This window comes from Erythrobacter sp. MTPC3 (assembly GCF_042854385.1).
Classification (GTDB): domain Bacteria; phylum Pseudomonadota; class Alphaproteobacteria; order Sphingomonadales; family Sphingomonadaceae; genus Erythrobacter.
In genome coordinates, this window is the sequence record NZ_BTGP01000013.1 from 67,837 (window position 1) to 81,335 (window position 13,499).

15 protein-coding genes are annotated in these 13,499 nt (G+C 60.2%); 8 read left to right on the top strand and 7 right to left on the bottom strand.

What is annotated here, in order from left to right; genetic code table 11:
• The first annotated feature begins 267 nt into the window (after window positions 1-267).
• The 3 genes from ACGHU1_RS15775 to ACGHU1_RS15785 all read left to right on the top strand — a co-directional run bounded on the left by ACGHU1_RS15775 (window position 268) and on the right by ACGHU1_RS15785 (window position 2,795).
• The gene (locus ACGHU1_RS15775; RefSeq protein ID WP_156170876.1) at window positions 268-405 is read left to right on the top strand and encodes a benenodin family lasso peptide; all 138 of its coding nucleotides are present in this window, start codon (window positions 268-270) and stop codon (window positions 403-405) included.
• A 57-nt stretch (window positions 406-462) separates the two neighbouring features.
• Window positions 463-1,077 (top strand): lasso peptide biosynthesis B2 protein, encoded by a 615-nt coding sequence (locus ACGHU1_RS15780; protein WP_390478134.1) that lies wholly within the window; start codon window positions 463-465, stop codon window positions 1,075-1,077.
• 239 nt (window positions 1,078-1,316) lie between these two features.
• Window positions 1,317-2,795 carry an asparagine synthase-related protein gene (locus tag ACGHU1_RS15785; protein WP_390588436.1) on the top strand — a complete coding sequence of 493 codons (1,479 nt, stop codon included), beginning with the start codon at window positions 1,317-1,319 and terminating at the stop codon, window positions 2,793-2,795.
• Here the strand turns inward: ACGHU1_RS15785 and ACGHU1_RS15790 are convergent.
• The 3 genes from ACGHU1_RS15790 to ACGHU1_RS15800 all read right to left on the bottom strand — a co-directional run bounded on the left by ACGHU1_RS15790 (window position 2,784) and on the right by ACGHU1_RS15800 (window position 7,990).
• Complete coding sequence (locus ACGHU1_RS15790; RefSeq protein WP_390478140.1) at window positions 2,784-4,931, bottom strand: Atxe2 family lasso peptide isopeptidase; 2,148 nt, start codon at window positions 4,929-4,931, stop codon at window positions 2,784-2,786. The two genes, ACGHU1_RS15785 and ACGHU1_RS15790, sit on opposite strands and share 12 nt — an antisense overlap.
• The gene (locus ACGHU1_RS15795; RefSeq protein WP_390588438.1) at window positions 4,931-7,288 is read right to left on the bottom strand and encodes a TonB-dependent receptor domain-containing protein; all 2,358 of its coding nucleotides are present in this window, start codon (window positions 7,286-7,288) and stop codon (window positions 4,931-4,933) included. The genes ACGHU1_RS15790 and ACGHU1_RS15795 overlap by 1 nt, the downstream gene beginning before the upstream one ends.
• 120 nt (window positions 7,289-7,408) lie before the next feature.
• Entirely contained in the window at window positions 7,409-7,990 is a 582-nt protein-coding gene (locus tag ACGHU1_RS15800) for an RNA polymerase sigma factor (RefSeq protein ID WP_390478145.1), read from the bottom strand.
• 407 nt (window positions 7,991-8,397) lie between these two features.
• Here ACGHU1_RS15800 and ACGHU1_RS15805 point away from each other — a divergent pair, with 407 nt between their 5' ends.
• From ACGHU1_RS15805 to ACGHU1_RS15815, 3 genes are all read left to right on the top strand, one after another.
• Window positions 8,398-8,589 carry a transcriptional regulator domain-containing protein gene (locus ACGHU1_RS15805; RefSeq protein WP_390478148.1) on the top strand — a complete coding sequence of 64 codons (192 nt, stop codon included), beginning with the start codon at window positions 8,398-8,400 and terminating at the stop codon, window positions 8,587-8,589.
• Window positions 8,573-9,181 carry a DUF2285 domain-containing protein gene (locus ACGHU1_RS15810; RefSeq protein ID WP_390588440.1) on the top strand — a complete coding sequence of 203 codons (609 nt, stop codon included), beginning with the start codon at window positions 8,573-8,575 and terminating at the stop codon, window positions 9,179-9,181. Before ACGHU1_RS15805 ends, ACGHU1_RS15810 begins: the two co-directional genes overlap by 17 nt.
• 183 nt (window positions 9,182-9,364) lie before the next feature.
• Window positions 9,365-10,117, top strand: a complete 753-nt coding sequence (locus ACGHU1_RS15815) for a LuxR family transcriptional regulator (RefSeq protein ID WP_047819460.1) — start codon at window positions 9,365-9,367, stop codon at window positions 10,115-10,117.
• A 147-nt stretch (window positions 10,118-10,264) separates the two neighbouring features.
• On the opposite strand, the gene ACGHU1_RS15820 is transcribed toward ACGHU1_RS15815, so the two are convergent.
• The 4 genes from ACGHU1_RS15820 to ACGHU1_RS15835 are packed head-to-tail and all read right to left on the bottom strand — an operon-like array spanning window position 10,265 to window position 12,567.
• Window positions 10,265-11,623: a dihydrolipoyl dehydrogenase family protein gene (locus ACGHU1_RS15820; protein WP_390588442.1), complete on the bottom strand. Its 1,359-nt coding sequence runs from the start codon at window positions 11,621-11,623 to the stop codon at window positions 10,265-10,267.
• Window position 11,624: 1 nt separating this feature from the next.
• Window positions 11,625-11,855: a GDCCVxC domain-containing (seleno)protein gene (locus ACGHU1_RS15825; protein ID WP_390588443.1), complete on the bottom strand. Its 231-nt coding sequence runs from the start codon at window positions 11,853-11,855 to the stop codon at window positions 11,625-11,627.
• Window positions 11,852-12,193 (bottom strand): heavy-metal-associated domain-containing protein, encoded by a 342-nt coding sequence (locus tag ACGHU1_RS15830; RefSeq protein ID WP_390588445.1) that lies wholly within the window; start codon window positions 12,191-12,193, stop codon window positions 11,852-11,854. The genes ACGHU1_RS15825 and ACGHU1_RS15830 overlap by 4 nt, the downstream gene beginning before the upstream one ends.
• Window positions 12,194-12,204: 11 nt before the next feature.
• Window positions 12,205-12,567 (bottom strand): mercuric transporter MerT family protein, encoded by a 363-nt coding sequence (locus ACGHU1_RS15835; protein WP_390588446.1) that lies wholly within the window; start codon window positions 12,565-12,567, stop codon window positions 12,205-12,207.
• A 74-nt stretch (window positions 12,568-12,641) separates the two neighbouring features.
• Between ACGHU1_RS15835 and ACGHU1_RS15840 the strand changes: the two genes are divergently transcribed.
• Entirely contained in the window at window positions 12,642-13,049 is a 408-nt protein-coding gene (locus ACGHU1_RS15840; protein ID WP_390588448.1) for a helix-turn-helix domain-containing protein, read from the top strand.
• A 139-nt stretch (window positions 13,050-13,188) separates the two neighbouring features.
• Window positions 13,189-13,499, top strand: a 311-nt coding sequence (locus ACGHU1_RS15845; protein ID WP_390588450.1) for a response regulator, incomplete at its 3' end; no start/stop codon positions are given.

Here is a 13,499-nt window from a genome sequence, read left to right on the forward strand (position 1 = left end):
GGTAGAATTGCTCTGTATTCCTGTACATGATCGGCTCTACTGTCGGATCGGGAATTCAGGTTCCTCGCGACCGGGTGGCGATGCTCATGTCCAGGCTCCTCGCTAAAACCATCGATGCACTTGCCAACGAGTGCTTCCATCACCCGGTCGCACCTCATTTGTCGGACTATCTGTTTATAATTCCATTATAAGTTGGCCCCATCTGGCCATGCTCTTCATGCTCTGACCGCGACGATTGGAGTCGCGATCAAAGCAGAGGAGTGATCAATGAAGGAACTCGACACAATCCAGAGAGAGATCATCGATCTCGGCAGCGCATCCGAGGAGACCAAGGGCGACGCCCTGTTCGACATCGATGTGAGCGGCGGTCGTTTGTCCTATGCCACCGGCATGGCTGACGACTGAACCTCGCGAGGGGCGCGTGCCGGACCTGGCCGCGCCCCTTCTCCTCGTACAAACTTCATGGTCAATCCGGATCCCGAGGCTCTCGCGTGGTGCAAGGTGAGCGAACGCTTCATCTTTCTCGACATCGCGCGGGACCGCTATTTTGCGTTGGCGGACGGAGCGCAGCACGTGTTTCTCGAAAGGCTCGGCATCGAAGCCACGGTGTCCTGGCATCAGCCGCCACCACTGCCGCGCCCTGCGGATTGGCTCGTCCCGCAGCGTGTTTCCCATGATATTGGTGAAGGACCTTTCCGGCTGGCCGATGTGGCCGCAGCTGTCTGGTCGCAGCGCCGGATCGAACATCGCCTTGCGCGGACATCATTCCAGACGGTTCTCGTTGAACTTCGCCACCTGGCCGAGCAACGCCCGCAGGACCATTCCACCAAATCCCGGTCCGGTCCCACGGTACGGGCTTTCGAGCACGCCCGCCTGCTGCGTTCGGCCGCAGACCGCTGTCTCCCGCGCTCGATTGCGTTGAAATTACGGCTCGCCAAGCTGAGACACCACACGCATCTTGTTATTGGCGTGAAGGACCGACCGTTCGGTGCCCATGCCTGGGTCCAGCACGGCGAAATTGTGCTGAATGACAGCCTGGAAGAAGTTCGGCGCTACACGCCGATACTGATAATTTGAAACAGGGCCGCTTCGTGCTTGCCGTCCCGCGTCGGCGTGGCGTCCCGCCGGTCGTTCGCAGAAGCGCAAGTCCTGACGATGTTTGCGGTGACAATGCTTCATTCTGGACCAGCGATGACACTCCCGAAGCCAGTCTGGGAACGCACGGGTACCTGATCGGGTGCGTCTTCTCTGCACAAACCGCCCGAACGGTCGACGCTGTCCCGCTACCTGAATCCGAGTCCGTCCAGGCCGCCGCCATGCGGCTTGTTCGGAATTATTGGGGTGCCTACGTCGCGATCCTGCCTGATCCGGGGCGCCGCACGCTTGCGTTGCTGGTCGATCCCTCTGGCCTGTTTCCGGTCTACCGAGGAATGAGCCAGACGCATGTGGTCTTCTCTTCCGATGCCTGTCTGGTCGGAGAAGCTGTCGGAGATCGCCTCAAGGTCGACTGGGGCGCGCTCGCGTTGTTCCTTCGTTATCCGGAATTGCGGCAGAAGCAAGCGTGCCTCGCGGGCGTGGAGGAGCTCACCCCGGGTACGCTCATGGTGACCGCCGGCGATCAGGAATCCGAGCTGCCCGTCTGGTGCGCTGCCGATTATCTTCCGCGAGGAACCGAACCTTCAATCAGCGATGCTGCCGCAGAACTGAGAGAGCTGGCAATCCGGACTTGCGCAGCATGGACAGACCGGTTCGGACCCGTGGCTGTCGCAACCTCTGGCGGGGTCGACTCTTCCTTTCTGTGCGCCGCGCTAGCCGCCGGGCACAGTGATTTTGGATGCATCACGCTGGCGACCTCTGACAGCAGCGGCGACGAAAGCGATTATGCTCGGCTGCTTGCCGAACATCTGGGTGCGGATTTCACGCGGCGGGTTTATGATACGGCCTGTTACCGTCCCACCGTCTGTGCCTCCGCCGGTCTTCCACGGCCCGGTCGCAAAGGGTTTCTGACGGCGGTCGACGCGTTGCTTGCCGACGGTTCTGCCGAGCTGGAAAAATCCATCGTCCTCGACGGCAATGGCGGTGATAATCTCTTTTGTTTTCTCCATTCTGCGGCACCGATTGTCGACCGGCTGCTGAGTGAGGGGCCAGGGGTGGCACTTTTCGAAACTCTGCCAGACATGTGCCGTGTCACCGGTTGCGATGTGCCGACTTTGCTGCGCGCGACCGGCAAGCGCTTGATGGGGCGGCGTTCGAAAAAGGAATGGGCGCCAGACAGCCGATTGCTTGCCGATGGGCCTGGCCTGAAGGTTTTGCCCGAACCGTTGACGCCGTGGCATCGCCTGGCGACCTGGCGCCACCCAGGCAAGCGCGATCACCTTGCGCTGATCATGCGCGCCCAGCATCATGCACACGGGTTAGGTCCCGGGCCAGCGCGCTTCTCCCCGCTGATGAGCCAGCCCCTGCTGGAATTCTGCCTCGGCGTCCCCACCTGGACCTGGGTGACAGGCGGTCAGAACCGTGCGCTGGCCCGCGTCGCCTTCGCGGACCTGCTTCCTCGCAGCGTTCTCGATCGCACGTCCAAGGCGGGACCCGACAGTTTCATTCGAAGCGCCTTCGATCGTCATCGAGCCGTGCTCCATGACCTGCTTCTCGATGGCCTACTGGCGGAACAGGGAGTGATCGATCGCGCAGCTGTCGAGCAGGCTTTCAAGCTCGAAACATCACGGCGCGGATCGCTGGTCTACCGCCTGCTGGACCTCGTCGAGGCCGAAAATTGGTCGCGCTCATGGGAATGAGCTGCGACCATCCGAGCATCGAAGGTCCTCCCGGGCCGGCGCGCCATCCATCGCCAGCCACCGTGCATATTGCCGGGCCTTTGCCGGGTCGCAGTCGATCCGCTGCATCAACCAGAATTCGAACCATTCCACCGATCGCCGGTAGATTGCCTGACGGTGTGCGGGCTGCCACTTGATGTGGGTCTCGTCTTCAAGGACGTAGAGCTCGATCGGTCGTCCCTGGTGCGAGTAGGTCTCGAAAACATCGAGGCCCGCTTCATATTCGCTGTCGCCGGTCTGAATCAGGATCGGCACATCGACATCATCGACATTGAGGATGAGCGACATCGGTTTCCAGAACTCTTCGGTACCAGGCTCGAAATGGCGGTATCCCATCGCGCGTACGAAATCTGTAAAGCGCGGACCCGCGGCGAGTGGGTAAGAATACATGTCTTCGCAGCATGAGCCCATCGAGGCGACCCGGAAGAGGTCCGAATTGATCAGTGCCCACTGGACGGTCGACCCGCCATCGCTGAAGCCGCTGATGCCCATCCGTGCAGAATCGACCGAACCAGTATCGACGGCGAGCGCGATCGCAGTCTCGAGCGAGGATTGGACTCTGCGACGGTCGATCCAGTCTGCGCGGTTGGCGCGGGTCAGTTCTTCTTCGGTGGTCGCGCCAAGCGCTGCGGCAGAGAAGTCCGGACGATCGAAACTGAGCACGGCGAAACCGCGGTTGGCCAGCGGATGGATGGGGACCTCGTCCCCGGTACCGCCGCGCAGGAATCCTACACTTGTATATTGCACGACGACCAAGGGATGACGTTGCCCGGCCTGGTGATCCGGTGGCAGGACAAGATCGACATAGCTTTCGGCCCCGAAAGCGTTGCGGAACCTGAGGCGCTCAACGGTCCCGAAGGTGCTATCCTCAAGCTGCGGATTGGGATCGTGCACGAGGCGCTCTGCACCGGTGACGACATCAATTGCAACCAGACGGCGAGGCTGACCGAACCCTTCGCGGCCGCACAGCAATTCGCCGCCGGCCACTGTGCATCCGACCAGCGCATCTTCGGTAAGCAGGATCTGGCGCGGCTGCGCCTCGCCAAGCTCCCATCGCAGAATGGCCGTCTGACTGTTGGCCCAACCAGTAGCTTGAAGGGCGAGCAGCGAAGCTCCATCGCTAGCCCACCACAGCTCGCGAATCCCTTCGCAGGCCATTTGTTCGCAGACTATGCGATTACCATCAGGCCACGCGACGACAAGCCTGGTGGGGCTGATCAGCCGATCAGGCTCGCTCGGCTCGAGCCACGCCGCAATCCCCGCGTCATTACCCGCATAGGCGCGGGCTCTATCCGGCAGGCCCTCTGGCGGTTCGCCCGAGAGCAGGCGCGTTTCTTGCGAACTCGCGACCCGCACTTCGCCATCCGCCAGCGACACGTAGCTATAGTGCGTTTCAAGCTGACCGGTCGGGATTGGCCGATCGGCGAATTGCGGCGAGAAACGCTCGTCGAACAAAAATCCTTCGGCCGCTTCGCGTGCGATAGCCTCTGACTGGATGCGTATGCCGGGACGCGTCGCGACTATCAGTGCAGTTCCGTCGTTCGTCCATGCGAAACTATCGACATTATCGGGAAGGGCGGTTGCCTGTCGCGGTGGTACCGTTCGGTCAGGATCGACCAGCCATACCTGGGTCGAACCGTTCAACCTCTTGAGATAGCCGATCCGGGAGCCGTCCGAAGACCAGCGGGGCGGGTTGGGCCTGTCCCATCCGGCCATAATCGCGGGAAAGTCGCGCAATCGGAAATCATCGCGGATGAATTCGCCGCCCCGGTCGACCTCGACGGCGGCACCGCTTCCGTCCATCGCCGCAATCATAAGCCTCTGGCAGTAGACGTTGGCTTCCGGATTTGCGCGTTTTACGACGAAAGCGATGTGCTCGCCGTCGGGCGCTACGCCGATGGCCCGCGCAGCGCCGACCGGATTGGCGCGTCCGATGTCCGCCATCCTGACCTGGTCATCGAGCGTAAAGGCCCGCTGGCCAATGCCCGATAGATCCTCCGCCTCTTCGAAACCTGCACACGCATCCTCTTGCGGCGGCGGCAGGTCCACGTGCGGAACGATGGATTGGGACAGCGCTGCAGCGAGGGCCAGCGACATCACCAGTGCCTCCGGATTCCGAATGCGACAAACCGTCCGATCGGGGAGTAGTTCGTCGAATCAAAAGGCGTATCGGTCGGGCCCGTCTGTCCAATGATCTCGGGTTCGTCATCGAACACGTTTTGCACGGTCAGCGACAGTGTGAGTCCGGGGTTGCGTCCTTCGCCACCGATCACATCGTAGCTCACGCCAAGATCGAGTGTGGCGCTTGGCGACAGACGTTCCGCCACGCCGAAACGCGGATCTTCCAGTGCTCCTATATAATTGACTGCCGCATTGGCCTTGAAAGTGCCGGCTTCGAAGCGGGCCACGCCGCGTGCGCGGTATTGCGGCGGATTAAAAATCGTCCCGGCGAGCTGAACCTGCGGTAGGTCGGAATTCAGGCGCTGGTTGCTGTCGAGCCAGCTGCCAGCGACTTCCAGACCCAGTCTGCGCTGATTGCCGAGGTCGTGGTCCCACGAAATCCGCGCATCGATCCCTTCGACTGCCCAGACGGCGACATTGCGATTGCGGTTGTCGATGAAGGCTACGACATTGGCCGGATCATAAGGCGAGCCGGAAAAATTTTCGAGGCCGAACAAAGAATTGTCGATCAGCCCGGAAAAGATTGCGGGATCGGGCGAGAAATCGATCAGGCTTGCATAACCCGGATCGCGAAAACCGGCGACAACCGATCCCGCAATCGGGCGAACCACCCGGTCGCGATAGCGAATGTCATACCAGGTGGCCGATACGAGCAAACCCGGCACTGACGGCGGACGATATTCGAAACCGGCTGTCCAGCTGTGCGCGCGTTCCGAGGTGACATCCGGGTTGCCGCCGCTTGTTATAAAGACGGTTTCCGGAGCCGTACCCGCGCCGAAGATCGACGCTGGCAGCACGATGGTCTGGTACGGAATGAACCTCTGGTAAAGCGTTGGAGCCTTGAACGATCTCGCCCAGCTTCCCCGCAGGGTCAAGCCGGGGACGGGTGCGTAGACCAAGCCCATGCGCGGCGTGGTCTGGCTGTCGAGACCGGGATAGCTTTCGTGCCGTGCGGCCAGCGAGAGGCTTAGCTCGTCGATACCTCCAATCGCATTGCGCGACGACACCAACGGGAGGAACAGCTCCCCATAGGCAAAGCGGGCCCGCTGCGTTTCGTCGAAAGCGATAACGAGATTGCCGCCTTCCGAGCGGGAGAAATCGAGCGAATTATCGCGCAAGCCAGCACCAATTGCGAGGCGCGCATCGCCTCCCGGCAACGAAAAGAGTGGCCCTTCCGCACCTGCTTCGAGCGATAGCACCTCGTTGCAGAAGCAGCCTTCGGTCACGCTTGTCGGGGCGGACGGCCGTGTAAACGTAGTGCGGTAGCGCGTCCTGTCGCGTCCAAAAACGCCGAGCACAGACAGCTGCCACGAAGCTCCGATATCGACCCTGAGCGACGGTGCGAGCGTATAGGATTCGACCACTGGATCCGCGGTCTGACGGAGCGTGGAAGACCCGGTGATGCGAACCGAACTGCGCCGCGAATAAAGTGCATCGACGCTTGCCTCGATACCGGGTGATATTTCGTGATGTCCGGAAAGCGTGACGGCATGCCGTTCCTGCGACGGAAACAGCGTGGCCTCGGGATCGAGCGCGGCCGCATAAGATCGCTGGCCCGCCTCGATATCGGAGTTGTTGGTGAAATCGTAGGCGAGGAAAAATCCGCCGCCATCCCACCGGCTTCCACCGACGATATCAGCCTGCTGGCGAAAATATCCGCCATCGGTGCTCGCGCCGATCTGCGCCGATGTTTCCACGCCTTCGAAATCACGGCGCAGGATTACATTGACCACGCCGGCGACAGCGTCGGACCCGTATAGCGCCGACGCGCCGTCCGGGACGACCTCGATCCGGTCTACCGCCGCGAGCGGGATTGCCGAAATATCGACCCCTGCGAAGGCGGAATCGTACGGAAGGCGATGGCCATTGAGGAGCGTAAGCGTCGCATCGGGGCCCAGACCGCGCAGGTTCGGAGTGGCCGCAGAGTTCACGTTGCTGTTGATGAGCCCGGCACCCGAACCCACTCCGGGGTTCTGACCGCCCGAGAAATTCTGGGGTAGGCTGCGGATCGCTTCACCCAGATCCACCTGGCCAGCCTCGACGATCGTCTCGCGATCAAGCTCGATGACTTCACCGACAACCCGTGCGCCTCGGATTCGCGTTCCCGTGACAACGATCGCAGAACTTTCGTCGTCCAAAGCCGTATCGCCAACCTCGGCAGCGTCATCTTGTGCCTGTTCGCCTGGACTGTCTTGGGCGAAAAGAGGAGGAGCGGCACTTGCGAATGCTGTCCCGGTTAGAAGGACGAAAAGTGTGCGATTTCTCAATGACATTGGGGTCTCCCTGTTCTGGCGCGGTCGGGCCGCTACAGGGAATGACGCTCACTTTTCCGAACACCTTAGTTTCATTTGAAATTAAAGTTTGGGGGGTCTTTTTGTGCAGGGTGGTTGCAGTCACCAACTGTGACCCAGCGCTTGGCGCAAATGCGCTAGAGCTTTCATCATATGATAGTCGACCGTGGGCAGCGCGATGCCTAGCTCGAGATGTATCTGACGGTAGGATTTCTTCTCGATGCGATTCATCGCGAAGATACGCGCGGTCTTTTGCGGGAGCTCCGCGAGCGCGATTTCCAGCACGTGCCGGGCTTCACGAACGTGCAGGGCATCTTCCTGCGCGGCGCGGCTTGGCGCATCTACGTTCTCCAGAAGTGGCTGGGTCCTGACGCGGCACTTTTGCCGCCGCGCCTCGTCCACCAGCAAGTTGAATGCAATCCGCCTCAGAAAGCCAGCAGGATTAACGAGTTCCGTTAGCTGCTTGCTGGTCGCTGCACGCAGAAACACGTCCTGTGCCAGGTCGCGGGCGCGTTCGGAGCCCACGCGGCGCGCAAGATAGGCGATCAGTCCAGCCCGTTCCTCGCGGTAGAGGGCGTCGAGTGTACGGCGGCGGTCGACCGTTCGGCTTACTTTTGCAGAGCAATATGCGGGACCCACGCACTGAGGAGCTTGGTGCCGGATTTCGGCGACAGCTTGAGTCATGCTTCGAACTTGGAGGCGACCGCCACCTGAGTTCGCCATGGCGAACTGGTGCGGGTTCCAGGTCTGTGCCGCCGTCCGGGGCCTGATTTACGCCCCTTGATCGGTTCGGCCGCCGGGCCTGCGACGGACCGGCGTGCATGATGTCCGGCGGAAATATCCACGCGGACGGTGCCAGAATATCAATCCGCGCGCAGTCAATCTGCCCAACATAGGAGTGGCTGGCAAGAGGTAAGTAGAGCCATTTTGCACCCGCTTTTGGCGGCCAGCATCATCTTCCAAAAGAATGCTCCGGTCTCGGGGAGCGCCTGATCAAATATGCCCAATATTGGGGAAGCGGATACCTTGGTCTTGGAATGTCGGCGCGGTGCTGGCGCCACTAGCCCAATCGGCGAGAAAGGAGGTGCTTCATGGCTCGACCATTCGACAGCAACGACCGGACCGCCGGATACGACTTTTCGGATTTCGCGCAGGAATTCTTGCGCCGCAATTCCGCTTACCGGCAACAATACGCCCGGATCGCCGTCGCAAGCGGCTTCGACGCGCAATCCCCAGCTTGCCGCCGAATGGCGCGTTCATGGGGCCTTGAATTTCCCGATTGATCCCGACCTTTCGGCCCGCAGCGATCCGGCGATCTGGCGAGCCCAGGAAAACCCCAATGTTGTAATTCTTAGCGGTAGCGGCGCAGTCAAGGCGGCGCGCGCAGCGTGCGACCTGATCGCCAAACGAACGAGCAATGCGGGAGATCATCTGGTCCTCGCTGATAGTGGCGCTCGTCACCGGCTACTCGTTATGGCCTCAGCCCGGCCGGGTGGAGACAATTATCTGATCCCTCAAGACCAGTCGGTTCCGATCAGGCTAGCGGCGCTCGATGCGTTTCACCGCTGCGTCACTAGTTCCGCTGTGCCCGCCAAGCGACACCAGCTACGGCCCACCGCCTATCAGTCCCACCGTCTCCGCTTGCTGCTCGCCATACTCGATACTCAGGGCCGAGCGCCTGAGGGTGCCACCCTCCGAGAGATTGCGGGAACCCTCGTCTATCGCGGATTGTCTGCGAAACGCGCCATAGACTGGAAATCGTCATCGCAACGCCGACAGACCCAGCGTCTCGTTTCCGAAGCACGGAGGATGGCATCGCACGGCTATCTCGGCCTGCTTCGTCAAAGCCGGCTCCGACCTTTTCAAACGCACTGAATGCACTATGGTTTTTTCTGGGCAAGCCGCTGAATTTTGTGGCGCGCCCGGATTGGAACCAGACCTTCAGGGTCGCAACTGCAACTGCTGGAACAGGTGGAATGGAACCGTCTGATCAGGCACCGAGCAGGCGGTCGGGTGGCGGCGTGTTGGATTGCGTGCTGCCGATCGAACGGCAGGTCTATGTACGCATATCTCGCGGAGGAATTTGCAACTGAACTTATCAATGTCCGTTCGGACACTGAACTCGATGGCGCCCTTAAACAGGTTTCCCGGCGCCTTGGCTTCGACCACTTCGCGCTTAGCCTGGAGATGCGTTCGACATCGTGCGAGGCACCGGGCTTGCTATTGCACGACTATCCCGACGAATGGGCGAAAGTCTATATCGCCTTCGACCTCGCAGGGCAGGATCCGGTGCGAAGAGCCTGCGACAAGACCATCATCGGTTTCGCCTGGGACTGGATTGACGAACTCGTCCCTCTCACGCGCGGCGACCGTCAGATGCTCAATGTTGGCCGGGAATGCGGAATTGGCAATGGCTATACCGTTCCGCGGCACTTACCCGGGATAGGGCGCGGTACCTGCACCTTTGCTGTTCGACCCGATCGAGAACTGCCCCGACGGCGTTTCGCCGTCGCGGAAGTGATCGGGACGCTGGCTTTGAGCTGTGCACTGGGACTGAGCTCAGAAAGACTCGATGAGAAGGTTCCCTCCCTGACCGATCGGCAGCGGGAGTGTCTGCTCTGGGTTGCAAGAGGGAAGACTGCAGCTGAAACGGCCATGATTCTCGAAATCAGCACCGAAACCGTCATTCAGCATCTCAAGATGGCCCGCGAACGCTACCAGGTCCATTGTAAGCAGTCCCTCGTCGTCGCGGCGCTGTTCGACGGGTTGATCGGGTTTGCCGACATCATCCGTTGGCGCGACGTCGGATAGATGCACCAGATGCGTCGAAACGTTTCAGTTAATCGACCTCAGCTTCGTCGATTAAACTCGAGCATGCAGTGTCACGGTGCAGGCATCTCTCTGCGTCGCCAGATCAGAATATGCCGAATTCCTTATTCAACCGCTTCTTCAACACAATCACACCATCGAGCCAAGGTCCGATCCCACGCTAGGGTAGGCCGAAACCATTTTCTTGAGATCGCTTGTTGTCAGTCCAAGTCGGACGGCCAAACCGAAGAAATTGATGATCTCGCCATACTCCGGTCCGAGCAAATGAGCGCCCAGGATAGTGTCGCATTCGTTATCGATTATGACCTTGGTTGCAGCGCAGCTTTCGCCAACGCGAAGGTTAGAATACCAGTCGCCGGTGTCATTTTCGACGACGCGGATATCATGTCCGGCCTCTCGTGCTTCCTCTTCGAGCATGCCAACACGGCTGAGCTCTGGTACCGTAAATACAGCGCTCGGTACGCCTGCATAATCCGGCTTTGTACGATTGCCCTTGAGCATATTGGATGCAGCTACCTTGCCCTCGAAAACCGCGACAGGCGTAAGCGGCGCGCCTTGCGTGTCGGCCGCGTCGCCGGCAGCGTAGATCTTGGGGTTGGACGTGCTTTGCAGGTAGGCGTTGACCTCAACGCCCTTGTCACCTGCCTCGACATTGGCTGCGGCCAGGTCAAGCCGGTCAATTGCCGGGACGCGGCCCGCGCCGTGGACGACGAGATCGGCCCGCAAATCTCTCGTTTTGTTGTCAGTTTCTACCGTGACAAGAAAACCCGTCCCGTCCTTTTCGATCGCTTTGAGTGACGTGCGCCGTCGCAGTTGGACGCCGACTTCCTCGCCCCGCGCAACGAGTCTTTCGACAAGATCGGCATCGAAACCCTTGAGCGGTCTCTCGCCACGGTCGATGATGCACACCTTGCTGCCCGCGCGTGCTGCGATATGGCCAAACTCGAACGAGATGAAGCCGCCGCCGATGAACAGGATGCGTTCGGGCAGCGCATCGAGCCGCATGAACTCGGTGCTGTCGGTAAGGTGTTCGGAGCCGGGAACCTCTATCGTCCGCGGCTTGGCACCCGTTGCGATCAGGAAATGGTTTGCCTGAAACTGCCCCTCGCCGTCGATTTTGATGGTGTCTTCGCCAACAAAGCGCGCCGTGCCGTGAAGGGTGGTGACGCCGTTGCTCTCCAGACCGTTTTCGATCCGACCGGGCATCTTGTCGGTGAACGTCTGCGTGAAGGCGACCAGATCGGGCCAGTTGATGGCGATGTCGTGCGGGTCGATGCCCTTGCCGTGCATGAGCCGCGCTGCGTCGATGATTTCCGCCCCGCGGCGGAGCATTTTCTTCGGATCGCAGCCGCGCAGGGCGCAGGTGCCGCCATAAGGCAGTTCGTCGACTACCGCGACCGACCAACCGGCTGAGGCGCATTTGTTGGCGGCATTTACGGCTGCCATGCCAACACCCAGCACTATAAGATCGAAGTTTCGCGTATTCATCTCACCGCCCTCCGCAACATGTGGCGCCCTTGCGATCGGCACGCGTTTCCTGGATCGGCGGGCAGGGGATGGTGCCGAATGAGCAGAAGACACAGCAATCGCCCGCATTGGGCCGGAGTTTCACACCGCATCCTTTGCAATCGTAGAAAAACCAGCAAGCCTCCGTCGGCATATTTTCGAGCTTTTTGAGCCCGCAGGTAGGGCATGTGATCTCGGACTTCAGTTCGATCATAGCGCGCTCTCTCTAACGATCGCCGGATATCCGGCCTCGGTCGACGCCGCTGCGATCGCGCTTGTGGTCGTTCGCTCAGGATCGAACTGCGCAGTCGCCGTCCTGGTCTCGTAATCGACAGTCACACCTTTCACGCCTGCCACGCCTTCCATCGCGCGCCGCACGGTGATCGGGCAGGTCGCGCAGGTCATATTCTCGACCGCAAAGCTTGCCGTTTGCAGATGCGCGGGATTTTGTTGAACCTGTTCGTGGGAGTTTTGCGGCAACAGGCTCGCTGCCCCGATACCCGCTCCGGCCAGCCCAACTGCCGCAACTGCAACGATCACCGTCTTCTTCATCTTTCGAACTCCTAGTAGAATAGCGGCGCCCACCAATCGACCGTGGCCGAGGCAGCGATCAAAGCGGTTGCCAGCCATAGGGCGCTTTTGACGATCAGGTTTGCTTCGGGCCGCGCGCAATAGGTTCCGTCGTCACAAGGTTCGGCTTGCAGAAAATAGGAATGCCGGAATCCAAGGCCCAGAAAGAGGACCGCGATGGCGATGAACACCCATTTATAGGGCTCGAGCGCGGTCAGATTGCCGATCCATGCGCCGCCGATGCCAAGGCTCAGCAACAGCAGCGGAGCAATACAGCAGGACGAGGCGAGTATCGCGCCGAGCGCGCCTCCGCTTGCCCATATCTGCTGCGCATTCTTTTGCGTTTGATCGGTCATGGAAACCAATGTACTCCCTGTAGTAACTACAGGTTCAAGCGCTAATTGGCATATGACTCATGACATCATCGCAAATGATCAAGCGGGGCGAACTGGCCAAGCGGTCGGGCTGCAACCTTGAGACAATCCGTTACTACGAGAACATCGGTCTGCTTCAGCCTCCCGAGCGTACGGCAAGCGGGCACAGGCTCTATCCACCCGGCGACCAGGCGCGGCTCGGCTTTATCTTGCGCGGCCGCGATCTGGGTTTTTCGATCGAGGAGCTCAAAAGCCTGCTCAGCCTCGTTGATTCGCACCCCTACAGCTGCGGCGAGGTTCGGGATCTGACCAATAACCATCTGGCCAGCGTGCGAGCTAAAATTGCTGATTTGACTAGGTTGGAGCGCACGCTAGCCGATGTATCAGCCCGCTGCGAAGGCGGTGATGTTCCGGAATGCCCCATCATAGATACGCTCTTTGGTCGTGGTCCTGGCGCCCGATAGTGAAGCTATGCCGTCGGAACGGGTGCGCGTCTTGAAGCTATTTCGATCGAAGCCGGATGCGACGAGGCGAGGGAACGAATATGCGCCCTGTCCGTCCCCTCACTACAGAGCCTCGTCATTTAACTTTTGATAGCTTTCCATGCCGACCACCATTCTGATTGTCGAAGACGAATTCCTCATAGCTGTCGAAATGGAGGCGGTGGTTCACGATCTCGGTCATGAATCCGCAGGCATAGCCGACGACATGCAATCGGCATTGGCAAAGGCTTCAGACGCGATCGATGTGGCGCTCGTCGATGTCAATCTGGCCGATGGAGCCACTGGTCCGAGGATTGGCGAGAAGCTTGCTGCGGATTTCGGGATCGAGGTTATTTTCGTAACCGCCAATCCCGCACAACTCGGCGAAGGGGTGAGCGGAACACTGGGCGCGCTGGAAAAACCGGTCGATCT

Bases quoted from the DNA above. Each gene is read 5' to 3' on its own strand.
- ACGHU1_RS15775 (WP_156170876.1), top strand. From the start codon at position 268: ATGAAGGAACTCGACACAATCCAGAGAGAGATCATCGATCTCGGCAGC.
- ACGHU1_RS15780 (WP_390478134.1), top strand. From the start codon at position 463: ATGGTCAATCCGGATCCCGAGGCTCTCGCGTGGTGCAAGGTGAGCGAA.
- ACGHU1_RS15785 (WP_390588436.1), top strand. From the start codon at position 1,317: ATGCGGCTTGTTCGGAATTATTGGGGTGCCTACGTCGCGATCCTGCCT.
- ACGHU1_RS15790 (WP_390478140.1), bottom strand. From the start codon at position 4,931: ATGTCGCTGGCCCTCGCTGCAGCGCTGTCCCAATCCATCGTTCCGCAC.
- ACGHU1_RS15795 (WP_390588438.1), bottom strand. From the start codon at position 7,288: ATGTCATTGAGAAATCGCACACTTTTCGTCCTTCTAACCGGGACAGCA.
- ACGHU1_RS15800 (WP_390478145.1), bottom strand. From the start codon at position 7,990: ATGACTCAAGCTGTCGCCGAAATCCGGCACCAAGCTCCTCAGTGCGTG.
- ACGHU1_RS15805 (WP_390478148.1), top strand. From the start codon at position 8,398: ATGGCTCGACCATTCGACAGCAACGACCGGACCGCCGGATACGACTTT.
- ACGHU1_RS15815 (WP_047819460.1), top strand. From the start codon at position 9,365: ATGTACGCATATCTCGCGGAGGAATTTGCAACTGAACTTATCAATGTC.
- ACGHU1_RS15820 (WP_390588442.1), bottom strand. From the start codon at position 11,623: ATGAATACGCGAAACTTCGATCTTATAGTGCTGGGTGTTGGCATGGCA.
- ACGHU1_RS15825 (WP_390588443.1), bottom strand. From the start codon at position 11,855: ATGATCGAACTGAAGTCCGAGATCACATGCCCTACCTGCGGGCTCAAA.
- ACGHU1_RS15830 (WP_390588445.1), bottom strand. From the start codon at position 12,193: ATGAAGAAGACGGTGATCGTTGCAGTTGCGGCAGTTGGGCTGGCCGGA.
- ACGHU1_RS15835 (WP_390588446.1), bottom strand. From the start codon at position 12,567: ATGACCGATCAAACGCAAAAGAATGCGCAGCAGATATGGGCAAGCGGA.
- ACGHU1_RS15840 (WP_390588448.1), top strand. From the start codon at position 12,642: ATGATCAAGCGGGGCGAACTGGCCAAGCGGTCGGGCTGCAACCTTGAG.